We start from the raw sequence: 23,476 nt of genomic DNA, 5'->3' as shown, positions 1-23,476 counted from the left end.
AGCTCATTCTAGGGGGGCCTGGCTCCCCCGTCAAGCTTGACCCGGGCGCAAGGAGGCCTTAGGCTATAGGGCAATGCGGCGGGGCATCCTGCTAGACCTAGGCCGGGCGGGCCCGGTCTAGGGAGGCCTTTCCGCTTTCCCCCGGGCCCAAACCCCGGGGGATTTTCGCATAGGGAGGGAGAGCATGGGGAAGACGCTTTACGAGAAGGTTTGGGAAGCCCACGAGGTGCGAAAGCTGAGGAACGGGCAAAGCCAGCTTTTCATAGACCTGCACCTCCTCCACGAGGTGACAAGCCCCCAGGCCTTCGGCATGCTCAGGGACCTGGGCCTTAAGGTACGCTACCCCCACCGCACCTTCGCCACCGTGGACCACATCGTCCCCACCCACGACCGCACCGAGCCCTTCCAAGACCCCTTGGCTCAGAGCATGCTGGACGCCCTGAGGCAGAACACCAGGGAGCATGGCATCACCTTCTTTGACCTGGGAAGCGGCAACCAGGGCATCGTCCACGTGATCGGTCCCCAGCTCGGCCTCACCCAGCCCGGCATGACCATCGCCTGCGGGGACTCCCACACTTCCACCCACGGGGCCTTCGGGGCCGTGGCCTTCGGCATCGGCACGAGCCAGGTGCGGGACGTCCTCGCCACCCAAACCATCGCCGCCCAGAAGCTCAAGGTGCGCCGGATCAACGTGGAAGGGAAGCTCGCCCCTGGGGTTTACGCCAAGGACGTGATCCTCCACATCATCCGCCACCTGGGGGTAAAGGGAGGCTTGGGCTACGCCTACGAGTACGGGGGGAGCACGGTGGAGGCCATGGACATGGAAAGCCGCATGACCCTTTGCAACATGTCCATTGAGGGCGGGGCCCGCATCGGCTACGTGAACCCCGACGAGACCACCTTCCGCTACCTCGAGGGCCGCCCCTACGCCCCCAAGGGCGCCGAGTGGGAGGAGGCCAAGCGGCGGTGGCTTTCCTTCCGCTCCGACCCCGACGCCCCTTACGACGACGTGGTCACCTTCCGCGCCGAGGAGATCGCCCCCACGGTGACCTGGGGCATCAACCCCGGCCAGGCCATCCCCATTGACGGCCGCATCCCCTTCCTGGAGGAGCTTCCCGAGGAGGAGAGGCCCGTGGCCGAGGAGGCCCTGGCCTACATGGGCCTTAGGCCAGGGCAGCCCATCAAGGGGGTGCCCATCCAGGTGGCCTTCATCGGAAGCTGCACCAACGCCAGGCTCTCCGACCTCCGGGAAGTGGCCCGCTACCTCAAGGGGCACAAGGTCAAGAAGGGGGTGCGGGCTCTGGTGGTGCCGGGCTCGGAGTGGGTGGCGAGGCGGGCCGAGGAGGAGGGGATCGCCGAGGTCTTCCGCGAGGCGGGGTTTGAGTGGCGCAACCCGGGCTGCTCCATGTGCCTGGCCATGAACCCGGACCGCCTCGAGGGGGATGAACTCGCCGCCTCCAGCTCCAACCGCAACTACAAGGGGCGCATGGGAAGCCCCAAGGGGCGCACCGTGCTCATGAGCCCCCTGATGGTGGCGGCGGCGGCGGTGGCCGGGGAGATCGCCGATGCCCGGGAGGTCTTCGGCGTGGTGGGCGCCCGCTAAGGAGGTGGAAGATGTTGGAGAAGTTCACGGTCATCCGGGGAAAGGCGGTGCCCCTAAGGGGCGAGGACATAGACACGGACCGGATCATCCCGGCCCGCTTCATGAAGGCCCTCACCTTTGAGGGCCTAGGCCAGTACCTCTTCTACGACGAGCGCTTTGACGAGCAGGGCAACCCCAAACCCCACCCCCTGAACGACCCCCGCTACCAAGGGGCCAGCATCCTCTTGGTGGAGTCAGGCTTCGGCTCCGGGAGTAGCCGGGAGCACGCCCCCCAGGCCATCAAGCGGGCGGGGTTTAAGGCCATCATCGGGGAGAGCTTCGCCGAGATCTTCTTCGGCAACGCCACGGCCATCGGCCTGCCCTGCGTCGCCTTGGCCCCCGAGGACCTGGCCCTCCTCTTCCAGATGGTGGAGGCAAACCCCGGGGTGGAGGTTACGATTGACCTGGTGCAAAAGGAGGTGCGCTTCGGGGACAAGGTGGCCCCCCTCTTCCTTCGGGAAGAGGCCCGGGAGGCCCTCGTCCAGGGGCTTTGGGACCCCATCGGGGAGCTCTTGGAGGCCGGGGAGCTTCTGGACGCCTTTGACCGCAAGCTCCCCTACCCGAGGAGGGCGGAATGAGGGTGGCGGTCCTCCCCGGGGATGGCATCGGCCCCGAGGTGACCGAGGCCGCCCTGAAAGTCCTCCAAACCCTGGACCGGGCCCACGGCCTAGGCCTCACCTACGAGGTTTTCCCCTTTGGCGGAGCCGCCATTGACCAGTATGGGGAGCCCTTCCCCGAGGTAACCCGGCGGGGGGTGGAGGGGGCCGAGGCGGTGCTTTTGGGGAGCGTGGGCGGACCCAAGTGGGACAACCTCCCCCGCAAAATCCGCCCAGAGACCGGGCTTTTGGCCCTCAGGAAAAGCCAGGACCTCTTCGCCAACCTCCGCCCCGCCAAGGTCTTCCCGGGGCTTGAGCGCCTCTCCCCCCTCAAGGAGGAAATCGCCCGGGGGGTGGATGTCCTCATCGTCCGGGAGCTCACCGGGGGAATTTACTTCGGGGAGCCCCGGGGCATGTCCGAGGCGGAGGCCTGGAACACGGAGCGCTACAGCAGGCCCGAGGTGGAGCGGGTGGCGAGGGTGGCCTTTGAGGCGGCCAGGAAGCGGCGAAAACACGTCACCAGCGTGGATAAGGCCAACGTCCTCGAGGTGGGGGAGTTCTGGCGCAAGACCGTGGAGGAGGTCCACCAAGGCTACCCCGAGGTGGCCTTGGAGCACCAGTATGTGGACGCCATGGCCATGCACCTGGTGCGAAGCCCCGCCCGCTTTGACGTGGTGGTCACGGGGAACATCTTCGGGGACATCCTCTCCGACCTGGCCTCCGTCCTCCCCGGCTCCTTGGGCCTCCTCCCCTCCGCTTCCCTGGGCAGGGGGGTGCCCGTCTTTGAACCCGTGCACGGCTCCGCCCCGGACATCGCCGGCAAGGGCATCGCCAACCCCACCGCCGCCATCCTCTCCGCCGCCATGATGCTGGAGCACGCCTTCGGCCAGGTGGAGCTCGCCCGCATGGTGGAAAACGCCGTGGCCCAGGCCCTGGTGGAAACCCCTCCCCCCGACCTGGGCGGCACCGCCGGGACCCAGGCCTTCACGGAAGCGGTGCTCCGCCGCCTACAATGAGGGCAATGCGCCACCACCGCTTCAGCGAGCCCCAAGGCGGGGCCTACCGGTGCCAGAAGGTACTGGAAGAAGTGGAAGGGGGCTTGGTGGAGATGAACCCTGTCGGTCCTAGGCACGCCATCGTCCGCAGGCTAACAGGCCGCTTGGCCCCCTTGGTCTTGGAAGGGAAGGCCCTGCTTAAGGACGCCCTCCGGGTGGGGGAAGTGGCCGACACTCCGCTACGCCACGACCTCTCCACCAAACTCCCCTACGCCCAAGGGGGCGTGCCCGAGGTCTGGGGGGTGGACCTGGAGGGCCAAGGGGCCCCCTACGGGGAGGTGGAAACCCTGCGGCCCGCCTTCCTCGGCGTGGAAATCCCCATGGAGGAACTCCTATGAAGAAGACCCTAATCCTCACCGGAGCGAGCCGGGGCATCGGCAAAGCCCTCGCCCTGGAGCTCGCCAAGGCGGGCTACGACCTGGTCCTGAACGCCCGCTCGGAAGGCCCCTTAAAGGCGGTGGCGGAGGAGGTGGCTGCCCTAGGGGGTAGGGCCCTTTACGTGGCGGGGAGCGCCGGCAAGGCCGAGGTGGCCGAGTCCCTGGTGGGGAAGGCGGAAAGCCTTGGCAACTTCTTCGGTTACATCCACAACGCCGGGGTCCTGCACCCGGGGCCCCTGCTCTACGAGATAGCGGAGCCGCTTTTCATGGAGGTCCTCGAGGCCAACCTCCTCGCCGGCTACCAGCTCGCCCGCTTCGCCTACCCCCTCCTGCGGAGGCGGGGCGAGGGGCTTGCGGTGTACGTGGGCTCGGGGGCGGCGGAAACGAACCTCCCCGGCATCGGCGCCTACGCCGTGGCCAAGGCGGCGGAGGAGCACCTGGCGCGGCAGCTGGCCGCAGAGGTGCCCGAAATCGCCTGCTTCGTCTACCGGCCCGGGGTGGTGGAGACGGAGATGCAACGCCAGGCCCGGGAGGCCCAAGGGAGCGCCGCTTCTGTGCTCCAACGGGTCTTTAGGGGCTACAAGGAGGAGGGCTTACTCCTCACGCCGGAGGAGGCGGCCAAGGCCCTGGTGCGCCTCCTTCCCAAGGCCAGGCAGTACCACGGCAAGACCGCCAGTTGGAGGGACGCATGAGATCGGACCGCATCAAGAAAGGACTGCAGCAGGCCCCCGCCCGGAGCATGCTCCGGGCGGTGGGGGTAGGGGACGAGGACTTCCAAAGGCCCTTCGTGGGGGTGGTGAACACCTTCACCGACGGGATGCCCTGCAACTTCCACCTGCGGACCCTCGCTTTGGACCTCAAGGCGGGCCTCAGGGAAGCGGGCCTCGTGCCCTTTGAGTTCGGGGCCCCCGCCATCTCCGACGGCATCAGCATGGGCACCCCGGGGATGCGGGCAAGCCTCGTGAGCCGCGAGGTCATCGCCGACAGCGTGGAGCTCATAGCCCAAGGCTACCTTTACGATGGCATGGTGGCCCTCTCCGCCTGCGACAAGACCATCCCCGGGGGGCCATGGGGGTCATCCGAAGCGGCGTCCCCGGCATGGTCCTCTACGGGGGCACCATCGCCCCCGGGGAGTGGCAGGGCAGGAAGCTCACCATCGTGGAGGTCTTTGAGGCAGTGGGCCAGCGGGCGGCGGGCAAAATCGCCGACGAGGAGCTTTTGGAGATAGAGAAGCGGGCCATCCCGGGCCCCGGGGCCTGCGGCGGCCAGTACACCGCCAACACCATGGCCATGGCCCTCGAGGCCCTAGGCCTCTCCCCCCTCGGCTACAACGCCATCCCCGCCGTCCACCCGGACAAACCCCGGGCCACCCGGGAGGCAGGGAAAATCCTCGCCGAGGCCATCGCTAAGGACTGGAAGCCCAAGGACTTCCTCACCCGGAGGAGCTTCCTCAACGCCATCGCCACCGTGGCCGCCACGGGGGGGAGCACCAACGCCGTGCTCCACCTCCTGGCCCTGGCCAGGGAAGCGGGGGTGGAGCTTACCCTGGACGACTTTGACCAAGTTTCCCGCAAGACCCCGGTCATCGCCGACCTGAGGCCCTGGGGTACCTACACCGCCTGGGAGCTCTTTGAGGCGGGGGGGACGGCCCTCGTCTTCCGGCGGCTTTTGGAAGCGGGCCTCCTCTTTGGGGACGAGAAAACCCTCACGGGGAGAACCCTGGCGGAGGAGGTGGAAAGGGCCTTTCGGGAGCAGGAAGGGCAACGGGTGGTCTTCCCCGTGGCAAAGGCCCTCAAGCCCCACGGGGGCCTGGTGGTCCTCAGGGGCAACCTTGCCCCCCAAGGGGCCGTCCTAAAGCTTGCCGGCACGGAGCGCACCTTCTTCCAAGGCCCGGCCCGGGTCTTTGACTCGGAGGAAGCCGCCATGGAAAGGGTCCTAAACGGGGAGATCCGCCCCGGGGACGTGGTGGTCATCCGCTACGTGGGGCCTAAGGGGGCTCCCGGCATGCCGGAGATGCTCTCGGTGACGAGCGCCCTCGTGGGGGAGGGCCTTGGTCCCGAGGTGGCCCTCCTCACCGACGGCCGCTTCTCTGGGGGCACCCGGGGCCTCATGATCGGCCACATCGCCCCCGAGGCCTTCGTGGGGGGCCCCATCGCCCTCCTGGAAGAGGGGGACACCATCCGGATTGACGTGGAGAACCGCCGCCTCGAGGTCCTCCTTTCCGAAGAGGAACTCGCCCGGCGCAAGGCGAGGTGGCAACCCCGCCCCCCCGCCTTCACCCGGGGGCTTTTCGCCCGCTACGCCGCCCTCGTGCGCCAGGCGGACGAGGGCGCCGTCCTGGAAGAACCCCTCTAAGGGCGCTTCACCTGGTCGGGGGTGAGGTTTAGGCCTCGCCCCCGGCGGATCTCTTCCGGGGTGAAGGGTTCGCCCTTGGCCCCAAGGAGGGCGCGGAGGTGGTTCAGAAGGGCGGCGAGCTCCTCGTCCTTAAGTTGGGAAAAGCCCGGCATCAGGCCAGCCTCGCCCTTCTTGCCGTAGAGGACCACCAGGATCAGGTAACGCCGCCCCTCCGGGGTAGCGAAGAGGGGCAATGCCCCCTGAAGCGAGGGGTAGGGACGCACCCCTTGGCCCTTCTCCCCGTGGCACTGGGCGCAGGACCTCGCCCAAAGGGCCTCTACCCCTTGGCCCCACGCCAGGCCCAAGACGAGGAGAATGGCCCAAAGCTTCCTCATGGGTCCAGCCTACCCTATTCCCTGCCCTAGCGCCTTTAGCGGGCCTTTACCTCGGTCCAAACCCGGTCAAAGAGGGCGATGTCCGGCCCCAGGTCCTTCAGGTATTCCAGCTTGGCCCGCACCTCCTCCGGGGGGAAGACCACGGGGTCTTGGCGCATCGCTTCGGGAAGAAGGGGGATGGCGGCGGCCACGGGGGTGGCATAGCGGGTGTACTCCGCCAGGGCGGCGGCGTTTTCCGGCTCCAAGAGGAAGTCTATAAAGCGGTAAGCCAGCTCCTGCGCCGGGCCCCGCTTCAGGACCACCATGGCGTCCGTCCAAAGGGTACCCCCTTCCTTGGGGATGGCGTAGCGCAGGCGCTCGTCCTCTTGCCGGGCCTGGAGCACGTCCCCCGAGTAGGCGAGGGCAAGGGCCGCATCCCCCGCCAGGATGCGGTTTAAGGCCTCTATCCCCCCCGCAAACCCCACGGAACGCCCCTTGGCGCTAAGGAGGAGCTCCTTGGCCTTTTCCAAGGCAGCGGGGTCCGTGGTGTTCACCGAGTAACCTAGGTACTTGAGGGCCGCCCCAATGGTCTCCCGCATCTCGTCCAGGAGGAGGAAGGGCCCCACCTGGCGGGCAGGGTCAAAGAGGACCGCATAGGAGTCCACGGGGCCCTGGACCAGGTCCTCCCGGTAGGCAATCCCCGTGGTGCCCCACAAGTAGGGCACGGAGTACTGCAAACCCGGGTCATAGGGGGGATCTTGGAAGAAGGGGTCCAGGTTTTTTAGGTTGGCGAGCCTCCCCTTGTCCAGGGGGGCGATGAGCCCCTCCCGGGCCATCTGGAGCACGTAGTAGTCCGGGGCCACCACCAGGGAAAACTCCTGGTCCGCCCCCGCCTTCAGCTTGGCCAGCATGGCCTCGGGGGACTCAAAGGTGTCCAGGACCACCTTGGCTCCCGTTTCCGCCTCAAACTTCCTGACGAGCTCCTCGGGGATGTAGTCAGCCCAGTTGAGGAAGTAGAGGGTACCCGCCCCTTGGGCCGGCCTAGGCCGGAGGAGGAATACCCCAAGGAGGACCAAAACCACAAGCAAAAGGAGAAACGCCCCTCGCCTCATACCCGCCTCCTTGAAAGAGCATACCCCAACGCCAGAAAAAACGCCGAAAGGCCCACGATGAGGGTGGAAAGGGCGTGCACCTTGGGGCTTACGCCCAGCTTCACGCTGGAGTAGATGTAAAGGGGCAGGGTGGTGGCCCCGGGGCCTGCGGTGAAAAAGGTGACCACAAAGTCGTCCAAGGAAAGGGTGAGGGCCAGGAGGGCCCCCGCCGCCACTCCCGGCCAGGCCAAGGGAAGGGTCACGTGGAGGAAGGTCTGGAACCCCCTGGCCCCCAGGTCCCGGGCCGCCTCCTCCAAGGCGGGGTCCAGGAGGAGAAGCCGGGAGCGCACCACCAGGGTCACAAAGGCCAGCTGGAAGGTGATGTGCCCGAGGATCACCGTGAGGAGGGAAAGCCTCGGGAAACCCAAAAGCTCCCGGGAGAAGGCGAAAAGGAGAAGGAGGGAGATCCCCATGACCACGTCGGGCACCACCACGGGAATGTAGAGGAGATAGCGCAAAAGCTCCTTGCCAAGGAAGCGGTAGCGCACCATGCCCAAGGCGAGCAGGGTGCCCAAGACCGTGGAGACCAAAGTGGACACCAGGGCCACGACCAGGGTGTTCCCAAAGTACTCCAAGACCCTGGGGTCCTGAAAAAGGGCCCGGTACCAGTCCAGGGTGAAGCCGGTGAAGCGCACCCCCCGGCGGCTCTCGTTGAAGGAAAGGGCCACGATGACCAAAAGGGGAAGGTAAAGGAAGGCGTAGACCAAAAGGGCGTGGAGGGAAAGCAACCGCCTCATACCAGCTCCTCAAGCCCCCTTTCCCCCTGGATGCGGGCGTAGAGGTAAAGGCTTAGGAGGACGAAGCCCATGAGGAAGACGCTCAACGCCGCCCCGAAGGCCCAGTCCCGGGTGACGCCGAACTGCTGCTGGATGAGGTTGCCGATGAGCACCACCCGCCCAGCCCCCAAAAGGTCCGCCACCACAAAGGTGCCCATGGCGGGGATGAAAACGAGGACGCTTCCCGCAAAGAGCCCCGGGTAGGTCTGGGGAAGCACGGCGTGGAGAAAGGCCCTAAAGGGCCTCGCCCCTAGGTCATAGGCCGCTTCCAGAAGCTGCCAGTCCAGCCTTTCCACGCTGGCGTAGACCGGCAGGACAAAAAAGGGCAGGAAGGTGTAGACCGTGGCCCAAAGCACGGCGCCAAAGGAGGGGTAGAAGGCGAAGGGGCCAAGGCCAAAGGCCTCCAAAAAGGCGTTCACCAGGCCCTCCCGTTGCAGCAAGACGAGCCAAGCGTAGACCCGGATGAGGAAGTTGGTGAGGAAGGGCAGGAGGAGCAGAAAGAGGAGGAGGTCCCGCTTCGGGTGGCGGGCGATGTAGAAGGCCAGGGGATAGCCCAAGAGGGCGGAAAGGAGTGTGGCCCAAACACCCACCAAGAGGCTTTGGAGGAAGGCCTCCAGGTAAAGGGGCTCCAAGGCCCGGGCGTAGTTGTGCAGGCCAAGGGGCGGGCCCAGCTCCCCGTAAGGCCCCCGGGTGAGGAAGGAGGCGAGGAGGACCAAAAGGGAGGGGAAGAGCACGAAAAGGACGAGCCAAAGCCCCCCCGGCCCTACGGTGACCAGGACCCGGAAAAGGCGCTGGCTGGGGGTCGCCGCCTCATTCATGGACCACCACCAGGTTCCCTGGGGGGAGGTAGGCGTAGACCTCCTCCCCATAGCCGAATTCCTCTGCCCCTGGTTCCTGCAGGTCCTGGTTCAGGGTGTAGGCGAGAAGCCGCACCTCCCCCGCCCTCAGGTAGTACTGGTTCTCCGCCCCCGTGTAGACGATCTCCTCCACCACCGCCCGCACCAGGTTCTCCCGGGCGGGGACCCCGTTTTGCGCCGGGTACAGGCGGATCTTTTCCGGGCGGATGGCCAAGGTGGCCGCTTGGGCCAAGGGCTCCTTTAGCCGCAAAGGCCCCAAAGGGGTTTCGGCCCCCAGGGGGTGCGGCCTTGCGGGGAGGAAGTTGGAACGCCCCAAAAACTCCGCCACGAAGCGGTTTTTGGGCCTTTCGTACACCTCGTCGGGAAGCCCCTCTTGCACGATGCGCCCGGAGCGCATCACGGCGATGCGGTCCGACATGACCAAGGCCTCTTCCTGGTCGTGGGTGACGAAGATGAAGGTGGTACCAAGCCGCCTCTGGAGTTGCATCAGCTCCACCCGAAGCTCCTGGCGAAGCCGGGCATCCAGGGCGGAAAGGGGCTCGTCCAGGAGGAGGACCAAAGGCTCCAGGACCAAAGCCCGGGCCAGGGCCACCCGTTGCTTCTGCCCCCCAGATAGCTCCCTCGGGTAGCGCTTCTCCAAGCCCACAAGGTCCACGAGCTCCAAGGCCCAGGCCACCTTCCGCCGTACCTCGGCCTGGGGCAGGCCTTTCATCCTAAGGCCAAAGGCCACGTTCCCCTCCACGGTCATGTGGGGGAAGAGGGCGTAGTTCTGGAAAACGGTGTTCACCGGCCGGGCATAGGGAGGAACCCCCGCCATGTCCTTTCCGGCGATCTCCACCCGGCCCGCGTCCGGTGTGTCAAATCCGGCAAGAATTCTAAGAAGAGTGGTCTTCCCGCACCCCGAGGGTCCCAAGAGGCTGAAAAACTCCCCCCTTCGCACCTCCAGGTCCACCCCGTCCAAGGCCACCACCCCGCCAAAGGCCTTGCGCACCCCGGATAGGCGCACCAGTACGTCCGCCACGGGGCCTAGTTTAGCAGGCTAGGGCACCGCCCGGTCCCGGTGCACGAGGAGGACCAGGCCCAAGGCGAAGAGGGTGGCCATGAGGCTGGAGCCCCCGTAGGAGAAAAGGGGCAGGGTAAGGCCGGTGACGGGCATCACCCCCAAGGCCACGCCCAGGTTCACCACCACCTGGAAGCCCAGCATCCCTCCAATGCCGGCAATAAAGAGCCGATCCTCCATCCGGGCACATTCCAGGGCGAGGCCAAAGAGGCGCACGGTGAGGAGGGCGTAGAGCCCAAGGAGGGCCACCACCCCCACAAAACCCCACTCCTCCGCCCAGACGGCAAAGACAAAGTCCGTGTGGCGGAAGGGGACGAAGCCCAGCTGGGTCTGGGTCCCCTGGCCATACCCCTTGCCGAAAAACCCCCCAGAACCGATGGCGATGGTGGACTGGATTACCTGGAAGCCCTGGCCCAGAGGGTCGCGGTAGGGGTCTAGGACGATGAGGACCCGCTCCCGTTGGTAGGGCTTGAGGTTGGGCCAGACCACGGTGGGCACGAGGAGGATAAGGGCCAAGGCCCCGAAGAGAAGATGCCTCCAGGGTAGACCCCGCACGAAGAGCACGGTAAAGGCCCCAAAAAGGACGACCAAGGTGCCCCCAAGATCGGGCTGGAGGAGGAGAAGCCCCGCCACCGGGGCCGTGAGGAGGGCAGGCAAGATGTAGTCCGAGAAGCGGCGGACGGGCCTTTCCGCAAGGAGGCGGGCCAGGGCCAGGACGAGGCCCACCTTGGCGAGCTCCAGGGGCTGGAACTGCAAGGGCCCTAGGACAAACCACGCCTTGGCGCCGTTAATCTCCCGGCCAAAGGCCAAGACCGCCACCAAAAGGGCCAAGGAAAGGGCGTAAAGGGGATAGGCCGAGGCGAAGAGGAGCCGACGGGTGAGGAACTGGACCCCCACCGCAAGCCCGAGACCCAGAAAAAGGGCCAAGACCTGCCGGGAGACAAGGCCAGGGTCAGGGGTGGCGCTTCTAAGGTTAAAGACCCCGAGGACGGCCAAGGTCAGGGCCAAAACGATGAGCCCCCAATCGTACGCCAAGAGGTTTGGCCGCTTAAGGACCACGCCCACCTCAGCGCAAGGGGATATCCGCCACCAAGACCATCTTCTCCCCCCGCTCCTCCAGGGCCACCTGGAGCCCCTCCTCCTGGGCGGGGAAGTAGCGGCGGAGCACCTCCAAGAGGTCCCTCTTTAGGCTTTCCACAAGCCCGGGGGAAAGCTTCGCCCGGTCGTAGGCCAGGACCAGCTTAAGCCTTTCCTTGGCCTTTTCCTTGCTCCTTTTACGCCACCACATCACCGACCCCCAAAGAGCCTGCGCAAGACGCCCAAGAACCCCTGGACCTCGTCCAGGTGGCGGAAGGGCACCTCCTCCCCCCGCATCCGCCGGGCGGTGTCCAAGAAGGCCTGGGCGGCGGGGCTCGTCCCTTTGAGGACCAAGGGCTCCCCCTGGTTGGTGGAAACGATGACCTGTTCGTCCTCGGGGATGATGCCGATGGGCTTTAGGCCCAGGATCTCCACCACGTCCTCCACGGAAAGCATATCCCCCCGGCTCACCATCTTGGGCCGGAGGCGGTTCACGATGAGGTAGTTTTCCCGGATCTCCCGGGCCTCCAAGAGGCCGATGATGCGGTCGGCGTCCCGCACGCTACTCACCTCGGGGTTCACCACCACCAAGGCCCCTTCCGCCGGGGTGGCGGCGGTCTGGAAGCCCTTCTCTATGCCGGCGGGGGAGTCTATGAGTACCCGGTCAAACCCCTCTTCGTTAAGGAGGAGCTGGATAAGTTCCCTGAACTTGGCGGGGTCCAAAGCCTCCTTGTCCTTGGTCTGGGAGGCGGGGAGGAGGTAGAGGTTTTCCACCCGCTTGTCCCGGATGAGGGCCTGCCGGGGTTTGGCCCGCCCCTCCAGGACGTCAATGAGGTCAAAGACCACCCGGCCCTCGAGGCCCATGACCACATCCAGGTTGCGGAGGCCCACGTCCACGTCCACCACCGCCACCTTCTCCCCCAGCTTGGCCAAGGCCGCCCCCAGGTTGGCGGTGGTGGTGGTCTTCCCCACCCCGCCCTTGCCCGATGTCACCACGATGGCTCTGGCTTTCACCGTACCTCCTCCTTGGGCTCCAATACCTCCTCCAATCCGCGCAGGAAATCCAAAACCCGCTTGCCCCGCGGGGTCAGGATGTATTCTACCCGAGGCGGCACCTCAGGGTAGGCGCGCCGCTCCACGAAGCCCAACAGGTGGAACTCCCGAAGCCTCTCCGCCAGGGTTCTCGGGGATAGGACCAGGAGGCTTTCCAGGTCGGAGAAGCGGGAGGCCCCCCGGCTTAGGGCGAAGAGGACCTCGGGGGCCCCCCGGCGGGCCAGAACCTTAAGCACCTTCCGGGCGCTCTTGGATAGGGCCATGGGCTAATGCTATCAAAAGAGGATGTAGCTAGGTAGCGGGGAAGTAAAGCGGAGAAAGGGGTATGCTAAGGGCGTGCAAGGAAATCCCCGGCCCGACTGGAAGGACTTTTTGGCCATGGTGCTGGCCGCCTATAGCCTCCTCTTGCCCCCTTTGCTCCTTATCCTAGGGGTCCTCTTCCTCGCCCTTCTCCTTCTCCGCCTCTTCTTGTAAAACTAGGGCATGGAAGGCCTCTTTGAGTCCCTGCCCGAAGGGTACCGGGAAAGGCTCGGCCGCCCGGGGGAGTACCCCTTCACCCGGGGCATCTACCCGCGGATGTACCTGGACCGGCTCTGGACCATGCGCCAGTACGCCGGCTTCTCCACCGCCGAGGAGTCCAACGCCCGCTACCGATACCTCCTCGCCCAGGGCCAGACCGGCCTCAGCGTGGCCTTTGACCTGCCCACGCAGCTCGGCCTAGACCCCGACCACCCCATGAGTGTGGGGGAGGTGGGGCGGGTGGGGGTGTCCATCGCCACCCTCGAGGACATGCGCAAGCTCTTTGAGGGCATCCCCCTGGACCGGGTTTCCACCAGCATGACCATCAACGCCCCCGCCATGATGCTCCTCGCCCTCTACCTCCTGGTGGCGGAGGAGCAGGGGGTAAGCTGGGACCAGGTCTCGGGCACGGTGCAGAACGATATCCTCAAGGAGTACTTCGCCCGGGGCACCTACATCTACCCCCCAGGCCCTTCCATGCGCCTGGTGACGGACATCTTTGAGTTCTGCGCCCAGCACGTGCCCAAGTGGAACACCATCAGCATCTCCGGCTACCACATCCGGGAGGCCGGGGCCACCGCCGCCCAGGAGATCGCCTTCACCTTGGCGGACGGCAAGGCCTACGTGCGGGCGGCCATGGAGCGGGGCCTGGACGTGGACGCCTTCGCCCCCAGGCTTTCCTTCTTCTTCGCCGCCCACGGGGACATCTTGGAAGAGGCGGCCAAGTTCCGCGCCGCCAGGCGGCTTTGGGCCCGCATCATGCGGGAGGAGTTCGGGGCCAAGGACCCCAAAAGCTGGATGCTCCGCTTCCACACCCAGACCGGAGGCTCCACCCTCACCGCCCAAGAGCCCTTGAACAACGTGGTGCGCACCGCCTACCAGGCCCTGGCCGCCGTGCTTGGGGGCACGCAAAGCCTCCACACCAACGCCTACGATGAGGCTTTGGGCCTCCCCACGGAGAAAAGTGCCCTCCTCGCCCTGCGCACGCAGCAGATCCTGGCCTACGAGAGCGGGGTGACCAAGGCCATTGACCCCTTGGGGGGAAGTTTCTACGTGGAGCACCTTACCGATACCCTGGAAAAGGAGGCGGAACGGCTCATCGCCGAGATAGACGCCCTGGGCGGGGCCGTGGCCGCGGTGGAGGCGGGCTACTTCCAGCGGGCCATAGAGGAGTCCGCCTGGCAGTTCCAGAAGGAGGTGGAGGAGGGCAAGCGGATCATCGTGGGGGTGAACCGCTTCCATGACCCCAACAGCCCCCTGAACGAACCCGTGCCCGTGCAGCGCATTGACCCGGAGCTCCACGAAAGGAGGAAGCGGGAGCTTGCCGCCTTCCGGGCAAACCGGGACGGGGAAAGCGTCCGTATCGGCCTGGAGAACCTGCGCCGGGCGGCCAAGGGAGGGGAGAACCTCTTCCCCTATGTCCTCGAGGCCTTCCGCCGCCGGGCCACCTTGGGGGAGGTCTGCGGGGTCCTCCGGGAGGAGTGGGGGGAGTACCAGCCGGGGAGGTGAGCCGTGGAGGGCGAGGCCGAGCTTTGGGGTTTCCTGGAGCACCACCTAAAGAGCATCTACGAAGGGGACTACGCCACCTACGCCGCCACCACCCATCCCGAGCTTTCCCTCTACGAGTGGTTCGTCACCCCCCACCGCCTGGACGGCCTGGACTTCCACCGCTTCATGGTGGAGAAGCGCTGGGCCACCCGGGGGAAGCCCTACCGGATAGACCTCTTGGAAAGAAGGCTCCAGCGCTACGGGGAGGTGGCCATCTTCAGCTATACCCTCCTCCTCACCCTCGAGGAGGAAGGGGGCCTAAGGCACCAGGCGGTGAACGAAAGCCGCGTGGCGGTGCGCTTCCCCGAGGGGTGGAAGGTGGTGCACGTGCACAAAAGCCCGGCGGGCTAGCCCGCCGGGCCGAGGGCGCAGGGCCTTAGGCCCCTTCCTTCAGCCTCTCCACCACGGAGCGGTCCTCGAGGGTGGAGGTATCCCCCTTAATCTCCTTCTCCCCGGCGGCGATCTGCCGCAGGAGGCGGCGCATGATCTTGCCGGAACGGGTCTTGGGCAAGGCGTCGGTGAAGCGCACCTCGTCGGGGCGGGCGATAGGGCCAATCACCTTGGCCACATGGGCCTTGAGCTCCTCCCGTAGGGCGTCGGAAGGCGCATGCCCCTCCTTCAAGGTCACGAAGGCCACGATGGCCTCCCCCTTAAGGGGGTCGGGGCGGCCCACCACCGCCGCCTCCGCCACCGCCGGGTGGGAAACCAGGGCGGACTCAATCTCCATGGTGCCCAAGCGGTGCCCCGCCACGTTCAAGACGTCGTCCACCCGGCCCTGGATCAGGTAGTAGCCGTCCTTGTCCCGCCGCGCCCCGTCCCCGGTGAAGTAAACCCCGGGGTGCTGGCTGAAGTACTGCTGGATAAACCGCTCCGGGTCGCCCCAGACGGTGCGGAGCATGCTGGGCCAGGGCCTTGTGATGCAGAGGTGGCCGCCCTCGTCCGGGTTCTCCACGGGCTTGTGCTCGCTGTCCAGGATCTCCGGCTTCACCCCGAAGAAGGGCTTGCCGGCGTGCCCCGGCTTCATGGGATGGGCCCCGGGCAGGGTGGTGATCATGATGCCCCCCGTTTCCGTCTGCCACCAGGTGTCCACGATGGGGCACCGCCCCTTGCCAATCACGTGGTAGTACCAAAGCCAAGCCTCAGGGTTGATGGGCTCGCCCACGGTGCCGAGAAGCCTCAGGGTCTCCAGCCGGTGCTTGTTGGGCCACCCCTCCCCCCACTTCATGAAGGCCCGGATGGCGGTGGGGGCGGTGTAGAAGATGGTGACCCCGTACTTGTCCACGATTTGCCAGAAGCGGTCGGGCTCCGGCCAGTTGGGGGCCCCCTCGTACATCACCGTGGTGGCCCCGTTGAGGAGGGGCCCATAGACCACGTAGGAGTGGCCGGTGATCCAGCCCACGTCGGCGGTGCACCAGTAGACGTCCTCGTCCTTGAGGTCAAAGATCAGCTTGGTGGTGTAGTAGACGTAGGTCATGTACCCGCCCGTGGTGTGCAGGACGCCCTTGGGCTTACCGGTGGAACCCGAGGTGTAGAGGATGAAAAGGGGGTCCTCCGCCTCCATGGGCTCGGGGTCCGAGCGGTCGGAGGCCGCCTCCATGAGCTCGTGCCACCAGTGGTCCCGGCCCGGGGTCCAGGGCACCTCCTCCCCGGTGCGGCGCACCACCACCACGTGCTCCACGCTGGGGGTTTCCTTCAGGGCCTCGTCGGCGTTTTGCTTCAAGGGGACGATGCCCCCCCGGCGGTAGCCGCCGTCGGCGGTGATGAGGACCTTGGCCTCGGCGTCCTTGATGCGGTCGGCCAAGGCCCCGGAGGAAAAGCCCCCGAAGACCACGGAGTGCACCGCCCCAATCCGGGTGCAGGCCAGCATGGCGATGGCCGCCTCGGGGATCATGGGGAGGTAGATGGTGACCCGGTCGCCCTTCTTCACCCCAAGCTTTTTGAGGACGTTGGCGAACTTCTGCACCTCCCGCCAGAGGTCGTGGTAGGTGAGAACCCTTTCCTCCCCAGGCTCCCCCTCCCAGATGATGGCCGCCTTGTTCCTCCGCCAGGTCCTCACGTGGCGGTCCAGGGCGTTGTAGGAGAGGTTGGTCTTGCCCCCCACGAACCACTTGGGGTGGGGGAGGTCTCCCTCCAGGACCTTCTGCCAAGGCGCAAACCAGGAAAGCTCCGAGGCCACCCGTCCCCAGAAGCCTTCCGGGTCATTTAGGCTTTCCTCGTAAAGCCGGGCGTATTCCTCCTCGCTCTTGATGTGGGCCTGCTGGCGGAAAGCCTCGCTTGGGTAAAACACCCGCTCTTCCTTGAGCACGCCTTCAATCCGGTCCATACCCCCTCCTTTGCCCTTAGAGGATAGGCGGCGGAGAGGGCGGGGTCAAGAAAAAGGGGGTTTTTCACCATTTGCCAAAGGCCCCCTTTCTTGACAGGGAGGGCCCTGCCAAGGGCAAGATGGAGGCAAATGGCCAAGAGGCGAAGCCTTTCCACCGTCCAGGCCGCCCTGCGCATCCTGGCCTATCTGGCGGAGCACCCCGAGGGGGTGGAGGTGAAGGAGGTGGCCCGCCTCCTGGGCAAAAGCCTCTCCACCGCCTACGCCCTCCTCAACAGCCTGGTGGAGGAAGGCTTCGCCGTTAAAGGGGAAAAGGGCTACCGCTTGGGAAGCGCCAAACCCCTCCGGGTGGAGACCACGCCCTTGGAAGAGGCCCTGGAGGAGCTTTACCTGCGCACGCGGGAAAGGTGCTACCTGGCCCTCCTCACCCCCGAAGGGGTGAGGCTAAAGACCCGGGGGCGCCAGGGCCAACCCCATCCCCTGGGGGAAAGCCTTCCCGAGGAGGTCCATGCCCTGGCCTTGGGCAAGGTGCTTTTGGCCTTTGGCGCCCTGCCCCTTCCCCCCCTCCGCCCCCGCACCCCCTACACCCTCACGGACCCCCTGGCCCTGGAGGAGGAGCTCAAGCGGGTGCGGGAGTCGGGCCTGGCGGCGGAGATGGAGGAGTACGCCCCGGGGCTTTCCGCCCTGGCCGCCCCCCTTTTTGGCCCAGGGGGGAAGCTCCTTGGGGCCCTGGGCGTGGTGGTGCCGGCCCGGCGCTTCCCCTTCGCCTTTAGCCGCCTGGCCCGGGCCCTTTCCGAGGTGGCCCAGGTTTCCCCTTACCTCAAGCCCCCCGAGCCCCCAAGCCTCGCCCCGCCCCCGGAGGCGAGTTTCCGGGTGGAGGTGATAACCCCTCCCGCAGGGCTCCAGGAGCAGGCCAACCTGCAGGACTTCGCCGCCGCCTACCGGGAGGCCCTCGAGGACCCCGAGGGCTTCTTCGGCCCCTTCGCCCGGGAGTTCTTCTGGGAAAGGCCCTGGGAAAAGGCCTACGATCCCGAAACCCGCCGCTGGTTCCAAGGGGGGCTCACCAACGCCGCCCTAAACGCCCTAGACCGCCACCTCCCGGCAAAGGCCCAGCAGGTGGCCCTCCTCACCCTGGACGGGGAAGGGCGCCTGGAAAAGTGGACCTACCGGGAACTCCAGGAACTCTCCGCCCGCCTGGCGGGCCTCCTTTGGGACCTAGGGATCCGGCCGGGGGACCGGGTGGCCCTCTACATGCCCACAGGGGCCGAGGCCGCCCTAGCCCTTTTGGCCTTAGCCCGCATCGGCGCGGTGCACGTGGCCCTGCCCGTGGGCCTCGGGCCCGAGGCCCTGAGGGAAAGGCTACGCCAAAGCCAAGCCCGCCTTCTCCTCGCCGCCGACGGCTACTACCGCAGGGGGCAACGGGTCCCCTTGCGCCCCGTGGTGGAGGCGGCTATAGCGGGGCTAGACCTCCCCGTGCTTTGGCACGCGCGGGGGAACACGGAGTTTTGGGAAAGGGTTTCGGAAGCAAAGCCCGTGGACCCCGTACCCGTGCCCGCCCATCACCCCCTTTTCCTCCTCCACACCTCGGGCTCCACGGGAAAGCCCAAGGGGGTGGTCCACGGCCACGGGGGGTACATGGTAGGGGTGGCCTGGGCCCTCCGGTACCTCTTTGACCTGAAGCCAGGGGAGGTCTTCCACACCACCGCTGACCTCTTCTGGGTGGTGGGCCACTCCTTCGGCCTCTACGCCCCCCTGTTCCTAGGGGGGACGACCCTCCTCGTGGAGGACCGGCCGGACCACCCGAGCCCCGCCGCCTTCTACCAGCGCCTGTCCCGCCTTGGGGTGGATGTCCTCCTCACCTCCCCCACCCTGCTCCGCACCCTAAGGCGCCACGGGGAGGCGCGGCCCACGCGCCTGCGCCTGGTGGGGAGCGTGGGGGAGGCCTTGTCCCCGGAGGTGTGGCGCTGGACCCGGGAAAACCTGGCCTGGCCCCTGGACAACTGGTGGCAGACGGAGCTGGGGGCCCCGGCCCTCGCCACCCCCCTTGCCCTCCCCGCCAAGCCGGGCTTCGTGGGGGTGCCCCTGCCGGGGGTGGAGGCCCGGGTGGTGGACGAACGGGGGGAGGTCCTCCCGCCAGGGGCCAAGGGGCACCTGGTCCTCCTCCGGGCGGGCCCCGCCCAGATGGTGGACCTCCTGGGGGGGAAAGCCCCTGGCAGGGGGGGCTTTACTGGACCGGGGACCTGGCGGTGATGGACGAGGAGGGGTACTTCCGCATCCTGGGCCGCTCCGAGGAGGTGATCAAGGTGGGGGAGGCCAGGCTCGGCACCGCCGAGGTGGAAGCCGCCGCCCTCACCCACCCCCAGGTGGCGGAGGCGGCGGCCATCGGGGTGCCGGGGGAGGAAGGGGAGGAGATCGTGGTCTTCGTGGTGCCCAAGCAAGCGGTGCCCGAGGAGCTCAAACCCCTCCTGGCGGAAAAGCTCAAGGCCCACCTCCTGCGCCACCTGGGCCCTGTGCCCCCGCCCCGGGTCCTCTTCGCCGAAAGCCTCCCCCGCACCCGGAGCGGCAAGATCCTGAGGCGGCTTCTCAAGGCGGAACTCTTGGGCTTAGACCCGGGGGATACCTCGGGACTGGAGGATACCTATGGCGGTGGAAAAGCTTCTTAGGACGGAGGAGCGGCTTTGGGCCCCAGAGCCCCTGCGGCAGGCGGCCAACCTGAAGGACTTCGCTGCGGAGTACCGGCGGAGCCTGGAAGACCCCGAGGGTTTCTGGGGAGCGTGGGCGAAGCGGTTCTACTGGGAGAAGCCCTTCCAGAAGGTCCTGGAGTGGAACCTCCCCGAGCACCGGTGGTTCTTGGAAGGGACCACCAACGCCGTCTACAACGCCTTGGAGCGCAACGTGGAACGGGGCCTTAGGAACAAGGTAGCCCTCCTCTACCTCGCCGAAGACGGCCGGGAAGAGAAGCTCACCTACGGGGAACTCTTGGACCGGGTGCGCCGCCTGGCCACGGCGCTCAGGCGGCTTGGGGTGGGCAAGGGGGACCGGGTGGTGGTCTACATGCCCCTCACCCTGGAAGGGATCATCGCCATGCTGGCCGTGGCCTACCTGGGGGCCATCCACAGCGTGGTCTACGCCGGGCTCGGGGTGGCGGCCCTAAGGGAGCGCATCCTGGACGCCGGGGCCAAGCTCCTCATCGCCGGGGACGTGAGCTACCGCAGGGGCAAGGGGGTGGACCTCCGGTCCATTGTGGAGGAGGCGATTAAGGACCTTCCCCTCGAGGTCATCTGGTTCCAAAGGGCCTACCGGGCGGAGCTTCCCCAGGGGCATTACGACTTCCACGAGCTCCTCTGGAACACCCCCCCAGAGGCCCGGGCGGAGATGGTGGGGGCGGAACACCCCCTCTTCATCCTCTACACCTCGGGCTCCACGGGCAAACCCAAGGGGGTGGTCCACGTCCACGGGGGCTACATGGTGGGCACCACCTACCACCTGCGCACCTTCTTTGACGTGAAGGACGACGACGTCTTCTGGGCCACCAGCGACATCGGCTGGATCGTGGGCCACTCCTACATCGTCTACGCCCCCCTGCTGGAAGGCATCACCTCCCTCCTCCGGGAAGGGGCCCCGGACTACCCCGACCCCGGGGCCTTCTGGGGGTGGTGGAGCGGTACCGGGTGAACGTGATGTTCACCGCCCCCACGGCGGTGCGGCTTTTCATGAAGTACGGCCCCGAGTGGCCCAAGAAGCACGATCTCTCCTCCTTGCGCCTTATCGCCGTGGCGGGCGAGCCCCTAAACCCCGAGGCCTTGCGCTGGGCCTACACCCACCTGGTGGAGGAGGGCAGGCGGGGCTTTGTGGCGGACAACTGGTGGCAGACGGAGCTGGGCGGGCCCACCCTGGGCACGCCCCTCACCCTCCCCGCCAAGCCCGGCTTCGTGGGGGTGCCCCTGCCGGGGGTGGAGGCCCTGGTGGTGGACGAGGAGGGAAAGCCCGTCCCCCGGGGGCAGGGGGGGCTTTTGGTGCTCAGAAGGCCCTTCCCCCACATGATGCGCACCGTCTGGGGCAACCACGAGCGCTACCTGCAGTACTGGCGGGAGGTCCCGGGAGGGGTCTACGCTGCCGGGGACGTGGCCAGCCAAGACGAGGAGGGCTACTTCAGCGTCCTAGGCCGGGCGGACGATGTCCTGAACGTGGCCGGACACCGCATTGGCACCGCGGACGTGGAAAGCGCCCTGGTTTCCCACCCAGCGGTGGCGGAGGCGGCGGTCATCGGGGTGCCGGACCCCCTCAAGGGGGAGGCCATCAAGGCCTTTGTGGTGCTGCGCGCCGGGCAAACCCCTTCAGAGGAGCTTAAGGAGACCATCATTCAGCACGTGCGCCGGGAGCTCGGGCCCATCGCCACGCCGGGCGAGGTGGTTTTCCTGGACAAGCTCCCCAAGACGCGCTCGGGCAAGATCCTGCGCCGCCTCTTGAAGGCCCAGGAGCTGGGCAAGGACCCAGGGGACCTTTCCACCTTGGAGGAATAACCCGTCCTCCCATGTCCCACCCCCTCGAGGGGGTGGGTTTTGCCTTCCCATGACCCAGGAGAAAATCCCGGCTTTTGCGCATGGTCGCAAAGCCTCCGTTTCTTGACACCCCCCTCATCCTTCCCTAAGATTGCCGCTAACCGCGAGGGAAGCCTGTGGCCCGGAGGCGCTTTGGCGCTTCCCAAGCGGGGGAGGGAGTTATGAACCAGCTGGAAGGGTACTGGAAGGCCAACACCGCGCTCATACGGAACCTGCTCATCGTCTGGGCCCTGGTTTCGTATGTCTTCGGCATCCTCCTGGTGGAACCCCTCAACGGGATTCGCCTAGGAGGGCTTCCTTTGGGCTTCTGGTTCGCCCAACAGGGAAGCATTTACGTCTTCGTCATCCTGATCTTCTACTACGCCTGGAAGATGGACCAACTGGACCGTCAGTACGGCGTGCATGAGTAAGGAGGGAGCATGAGCGTTGAGGCTTGGACCTATCTCATTGTAGGTATCACCTTCGCCCTTTACATCTACATTGGGTACGCCTCGAGGGTGCGGGAAACCGCCGGATTCTACGTGGCCGGCAGGGGCGTGCCCGCCATTGCCAACGGGGCCGCCACCGCCGCCGACTGGATGTCCGCCGCCAGCTTCATCTCCATGGCGGGCCTCATCTCCTCCATGGGCTACGACGGGGCGGTCTACCTCATGGGCTGGACCGGGGGTTACGTGCTCCTGGCCCTGCTCCTTGCCCCCTACCTCCGCAAGTACGGGAAGTACACGGTGCCCGACTTTATCGGCGACCGCTACTACTCCCACACCGCCCGGGCCGTGGCCGCCATCGCCACCATCTTCATCTCCCTCACCTACGTGGCGGGACAGATGCGGGGCGTTGGCATCGTCTTTAGCCGCTTCCTCCAGGTGGACATCGCTACCGGGGTTATCATCGGCGTGGCGGTGGTGGCCTTCTTCGCCGTGCTGGGCGGCATGAAGGGCATCACCTGGACCCAGGTGGCCCAGTACACGGTCCTCATCATCGCCTACCTGATCCCCGCCATCGCCATCGCCAACCAGCTCACGGGCAACCCCATCCCCCAACTGGCCTTCACCTTCAGCGACCTGGTGAACCGGCTCAACCAGATCCAGGTGGACCTGGGCTTCACCGAGTACACCAAGCCCTTCCAGGGGAAGCCCATGATTGACATTCTGGCCATCACCCTGGCCCTGATGGTGGGCACCGCCGGCCTCCCCCACGTGATCATTCGCTTCTACACCGTGCCCGACGTTCGCTCCGCCCGCTACTCCGCCGGGTGGGCCCTCCTTTTCATCGCCCTCCTCTACACCACCGCCCCTGCCCTCGCGGCCTTCGCCCGCTACAACCTAATCTCCACGCTGCACGGCAAAACCCTGGAGGAGGTGCGGCAGATTGACTGGGTGGCCAAGTGGGAGAAGACCAAGCTTTTGGCCTTTGTGGACAAGGACGGGGACGGGAAGGTCACCGTGGCCCCAGGGCGGGCCTTCGCCCTCAAGGGAGGCCGGCCCGACTTCAACACCCCGGACGAGAAGAGCAAGAACGAGGTCCACATCGACAACGACATCATCGTCCTCTCCACGCCGGAGGTGGCCCGGCTGTCCCCCTTCGTCATCGCCCTGGTGGCAGCAGGCGGTTTAGCAGCGGCGCTCTCCACGGCAGCGGGCCTTCTCCTTGCCATGTCCAGCGCCATCTCCCACGACATCTATTACCGCATTTTCCGCCCCAACGCCACGGAGGCGCAGCGGCTTTTGGCCGGGCGCATCGTGATCCTTCTGGCGGTGATTCTGGCCGGTTACTTTGGGGTGAACCCGCCGGGTTTCGTGGCCCAGGTGGTGGCCTTCGCCTTCGGCCTTGCCGCTTCAAGCCTCTTCCCCGCCATCCTGCTCGGCATTTTTGACAAGCGCATGAACCGGGAAGGGGCTATCGCTGGCATCCTGGTGGGCCTCATCTTCACGGCTGTCATGATCGGGATGATGCGGGCGCCACAGATCTTCGGCGCCCCCGCTCCCGTCATTCCCAACCTCTGGGGCATCAGCGCTGAAGGCGTGGGGGTGATTGGGATGATCCTCAACTTCATCGTGGCTTACGTGGTGTCTCGGGCCACCCCGCCCCCACCTGAACATATCCAGCACCTGGTGGAGGAAATCCGCATTCCCAAAGGGGCAGGCCAGGCAGCAGAGCACTAGCTGGCACGGGGGG

At 66.5% G+C, this 23,476-nt stretch carries 21 protein-coding genes and 3 pseudogenes; 14 read left to right on the top strand and 10 right to left on the bottom strand.

Annotation, left to right across the window (positions count from 1 at the left end; all coding sequences use genetic code 11):
- The first annotated feature begins 184 nt into the window (after positions 1-184).
- The 7 genes and pseudogenes from leuC (at position 185) to A0O31_RS13635 (ending at position 6,025) form a co-directional block, all read left to right on the top strand.
- Positions 185-1,603 carry a 3-isopropylmalate dehydratase large subunit gene (gene leuC / locus A0O31_RS08565; RefSeq protein WP_071677503.1) on the top strand — a complete coding sequence of 473 codons (1,419 nt, stop codon included), beginning with the start codon at positions 185-187 and terminating at the stop codon, positions 1,601-1,603.
- An 11-nt stretch (positions 1,604-1,614) separates the two neighbouring features.
- Positions 1,615-2,220, top strand: a complete 606-nt coding sequence (gene leuD, locus A0O31_RS08560; RefSeq protein WP_071677502.1) for a 3-isopropylmalate dehydratase small subunit — start codon at positions 1,615-1,617, stop codon at positions 2,218-2,220.
- Positions 2,217-3,254, top strand: a complete 1,038-nt coding sequence (gene leuB / locus A0O31_RS08555; protein WP_071677501.1) for a 3-isopropylmalate dehydrogenase — start codon at positions 2,217-2,219, stop codon at positions 3,252-3,254. Before leuD ends, leuB begins: the two co-directional genes overlap by 4 nt.
- 5 nt (positions 3,255-3,259) lie before the next feature.
- Positions 3,260-3,631 (top strand): PDDEXK family nuclease, encoded by a 372-nt coding sequence (locus tag A0O31_RS12950; protein ID WP_071677500.1) that lies wholly within the window; start codon positions 3,260-3,262, stop codon positions 3,629-3,631.
- Positions 3,628-4,362 (top strand): SDR family NAD(P)-dependent oxidoreductase, encoded by a 735-nt coding sequence (locus tag A0O31_RS08545; protein WP_071677499.1) that lies wholly within the window; start codon positions 3,628-3,630, stop codon positions 4,360-4,362. Before A0O31_RS12950 ends, A0O31_RS08545 begins: the two co-directional genes overlap by 4 nt.
- A pseudogene (locus A0O31_RS13640) lies at positions 4,359-5,338 on the top strand (dihydroxy-acid dehydratase domain-containing protein); the annotation flags it as partial. The gene A0O31_RS08545 and the pseudogene A0O31_RS13640, both read left to right, overlap by 4 nt.
- A 63-nt stretch (positions 5,339-5,401) precedes the next feature.
- Entirely contained in the window at positions 5,402-6,025 is a 624-nt protein-coding gene (locus tag A0O31_RS13635; RefSeq protein ID WP_476756173.1) for an IlvD/Edd family dehydratase, read from the top strand.
- Here A0O31_RS13635 and A0O31_RS08535 read toward each other — a convergent pair.
- Genes A0O31_RS08535 through A0O31_RS08495 form a run of 9 tightly spaced genes read right to left on the bottom strand, consistent with a single transcriptional unit; the run spans position 6,022 to position 12,615 of the window.
- Positions 6,022-6,399 carry a c-type cytochrome gene (locus A0O31_RS08535; protein ID WP_071677498.1) on the bottom strand — a complete coding sequence of 126 codons (378 nt, stop codon included), beginning with the start codon at positions 6,397-6,399 and terminating at the stop codon, positions 6,022-6,024. The two genes, A0O31_RS13635 and A0O31_RS08535, sit on opposite strands and share 4 nt — an antisense overlap.
- A gap of 35 nt (positions 6,400-6,434) precedes the next feature.
- Positions 6,435-7,490 (bottom strand): polyamine ABC transporter substrate-binding protein, encoded by a 1,056-nt coding sequence (locus A0O31_RS08530; protein WP_071677497.1) that lies wholly within the window; start codon positions 7,488-7,490, stop codon positions 6,435-6,437.
- A complete protein-coding gene (locus A0O31_RS08525; RefSeq protein WP_071677496.1) occupies positions 7,487-8,266 on the bottom strand; it encodes an ABC transporter permease in 780 nt (259 codons plus the stop codon). Before A0O31_RS08525 ends, A0O31_RS08530 begins: the two co-directional genes overlap by 4 nt.
- On the bottom strand, positions 8,263-9,123 hold the full coding sequence (locus A0O31_RS08520; protein WP_071677495.1) for an ABC transporter permease: 861 nt from the start codon (positions 9,121-9,123) through the stop codon (positions 8,263-8,265). The genes A0O31_RS08525 and A0O31_RS08520 overlap by 4 nt, the downstream gene beginning before the upstream one ends.
- Positions 9,116-10,183 carry an ABC transporter ATP-binding protein gene (locus tag A0O31_RS08515; protein WP_071677494.1) on the bottom strand — a complete coding sequence of 356 codons (1,068 nt, stop codon included), beginning with the start codon at positions 10,181-10,183 and terminating at the stop codon, positions 9,116-9,118. The genes A0O31_RS08520 and A0O31_RS08515 overlap by 8 nt, the downstream gene beginning before the upstream one ends.
- A gap of 18 nt (positions 10,184-10,201) precedes the next feature.
- Positions 10,202-11,281 (bottom strand): rod shape-determining protein RodA, encoded by a 1,080-nt coding sequence (gene rodA, locus A0O31_RS08510; RefSeq protein ID WP_071677956.1) that lies wholly within the window; start codon positions 11,279-11,281, stop codon positions 10,202-10,204.
- A gap of 7 nt (positions 11,282-11,288) precedes the next feature.
- A complete protein-coding gene (minE, locus tag A0O31_RS08505; RefSeq protein WP_071677493.1) occupies positions 11,289-11,510 on the bottom strand; it encodes a cell division topological specificity factor MinE in 222 nt (73 codons plus the stop codon).
- Positions 11,510-12,313 (bottom strand): septum site-determining protein MinD, encoded by an 804-nt coding sequence (gene minD / locus A0O31_RS08500; protein ID WP_071677492.1) that lies wholly within the window; start codon positions 12,311-12,313, stop codon positions 11,510-11,512. Before minD ends, minE begins: the two co-directional genes overlap by 1 nt.
- Positions 12,310-12,615, bottom strand: coding sequence for a winged helix-turn-helix transcriptional regulator (locus tag A0O31_RS08495; protein WP_071677491.1), 306 nt, complete (start codon positions 12,613-12,615; stop codon positions 12,310-12,312). Before A0O31_RS08495 ends, minD begins: the two co-directional genes overlap by 4 nt.
- A gap of 73 nt (positions 12,616-12,688) precedes the next feature.
- On the opposite strand from A0O31_RS08495, the gene A0O31_RS12945 reads away from it, so the two are divergent.
- Genes A0O31_RS12945 through A0O31_RS08485 form a run of 3 tightly spaced genes read left to right on the top strand, consistent with a single transcriptional unit; the run spans position 12,689 to position 14,770 of the window.
- Positions 12,689-12,826 (top strand): hypothetical protein, encoded by a 138-nt coding sequence (locus tag A0O31_RS12945; RefSeq protein ID WP_203226792.1) that lies wholly within the window; start codon positions 12,689-12,691, stop codon positions 12,824-12,826.
- Positions 12,827-12,835: 9 nt separating this feature from the next.
- Entirely contained in the window at positions 12,836-14,380 is a 1,545-nt protein-coding gene (locus A0O31_RS08490) for an acyl-CoA mutase large subunit family protein (protein ID WP_071677490.1), read from the top strand.
- Between the two features lie 3 nt (positions 14,381-14,383).
- Positions 14,384-14,770: a nuclear transport factor 2 family protein gene (locus tag A0O31_RS08485; RefSeq protein WP_071677489.1), complete on the top strand. Its 387-nt coding sequence runs from the start codon at positions 14,384-14,386 to the stop codon at positions 14,768-14,770.
- A gap of 25 nt (positions 14,771-14,795) precedes the next feature.
- Here the strand turns inward: A0O31_RS08485 and acs (A0O31_RS08480) are convergent, their stop codons facing one another.
- Positions 14,796-16,742 carry an acetate--CoA ligase gene (gene acs, locus A0O31_RS08480; protein ID WP_071677488.1) on the bottom strand — a complete coding sequence of 649 codons (1,947 nt, stop codon included), beginning with the start codon at positions 16,740-16,742 and terminating at the stop codon, positions 14,796-14,798.
- Between the two features lie 129 nt (positions 16,743-16,871).
- Here acs (A0O31_RS08480) and A0O31_RS08475 point away from each other — a divergent pair.
- From A0O31_RS08475 to A0O31_RS08460, 4 genes and pseudogenes are all read left to right on the top strand, one after another.
- Positions 16,872-19,402 (top strand): annotated as a pseudogene (locus A0O31_RS08475) (AMP-binding protein).
- Positions 19,380-21,262: pseudogene (gene acs, locus A0O31_RS08470) on the top strand (acetate--CoA ligase). The pseudogenes A0O31_RS08475 and acs (A0O31_RS08470) overlap by 23 nt, the downstream one beginning before the upstream one ends.
- A 200-nt stretch (positions 21,263-21,462) precedes the next feature.
- Entirely contained in the window at positions 21,463-21,711 is a 249-nt protein-coding gene (locus A0O31_RS08465; protein ID WP_071677487.1) for a DUF4212 domain-containing protein, read from the top strand.
- A 9-nt stretch (positions 21,712-21,720) separates the two neighbouring features.
- On the top strand, positions 21,721-23,463 hold the full coding sequence (locus A0O31_RS08460; protein WP_071677486.1) for a sodium:solute symporter family protein: 1,743 nt from the start codon (positions 21,721-21,723) through the stop codon (positions 23,461-23,463).
- Positions 23,464-23,476 lie beyond the last annotated feature (13 nt).

This window comes from Thermus brockianus, from assembly GCF_001880325.1.
GTDB classification, from domain to species: Bacteria; Deinococcota; Deinococci; order Deinococcales; family Thermaceae; genus Thermus; species Thermus brockianus.
Note: the sequence above shows the minus strand (reverse complement) of the source record. Positions and strands in the feature narration are given on the sequence as shown.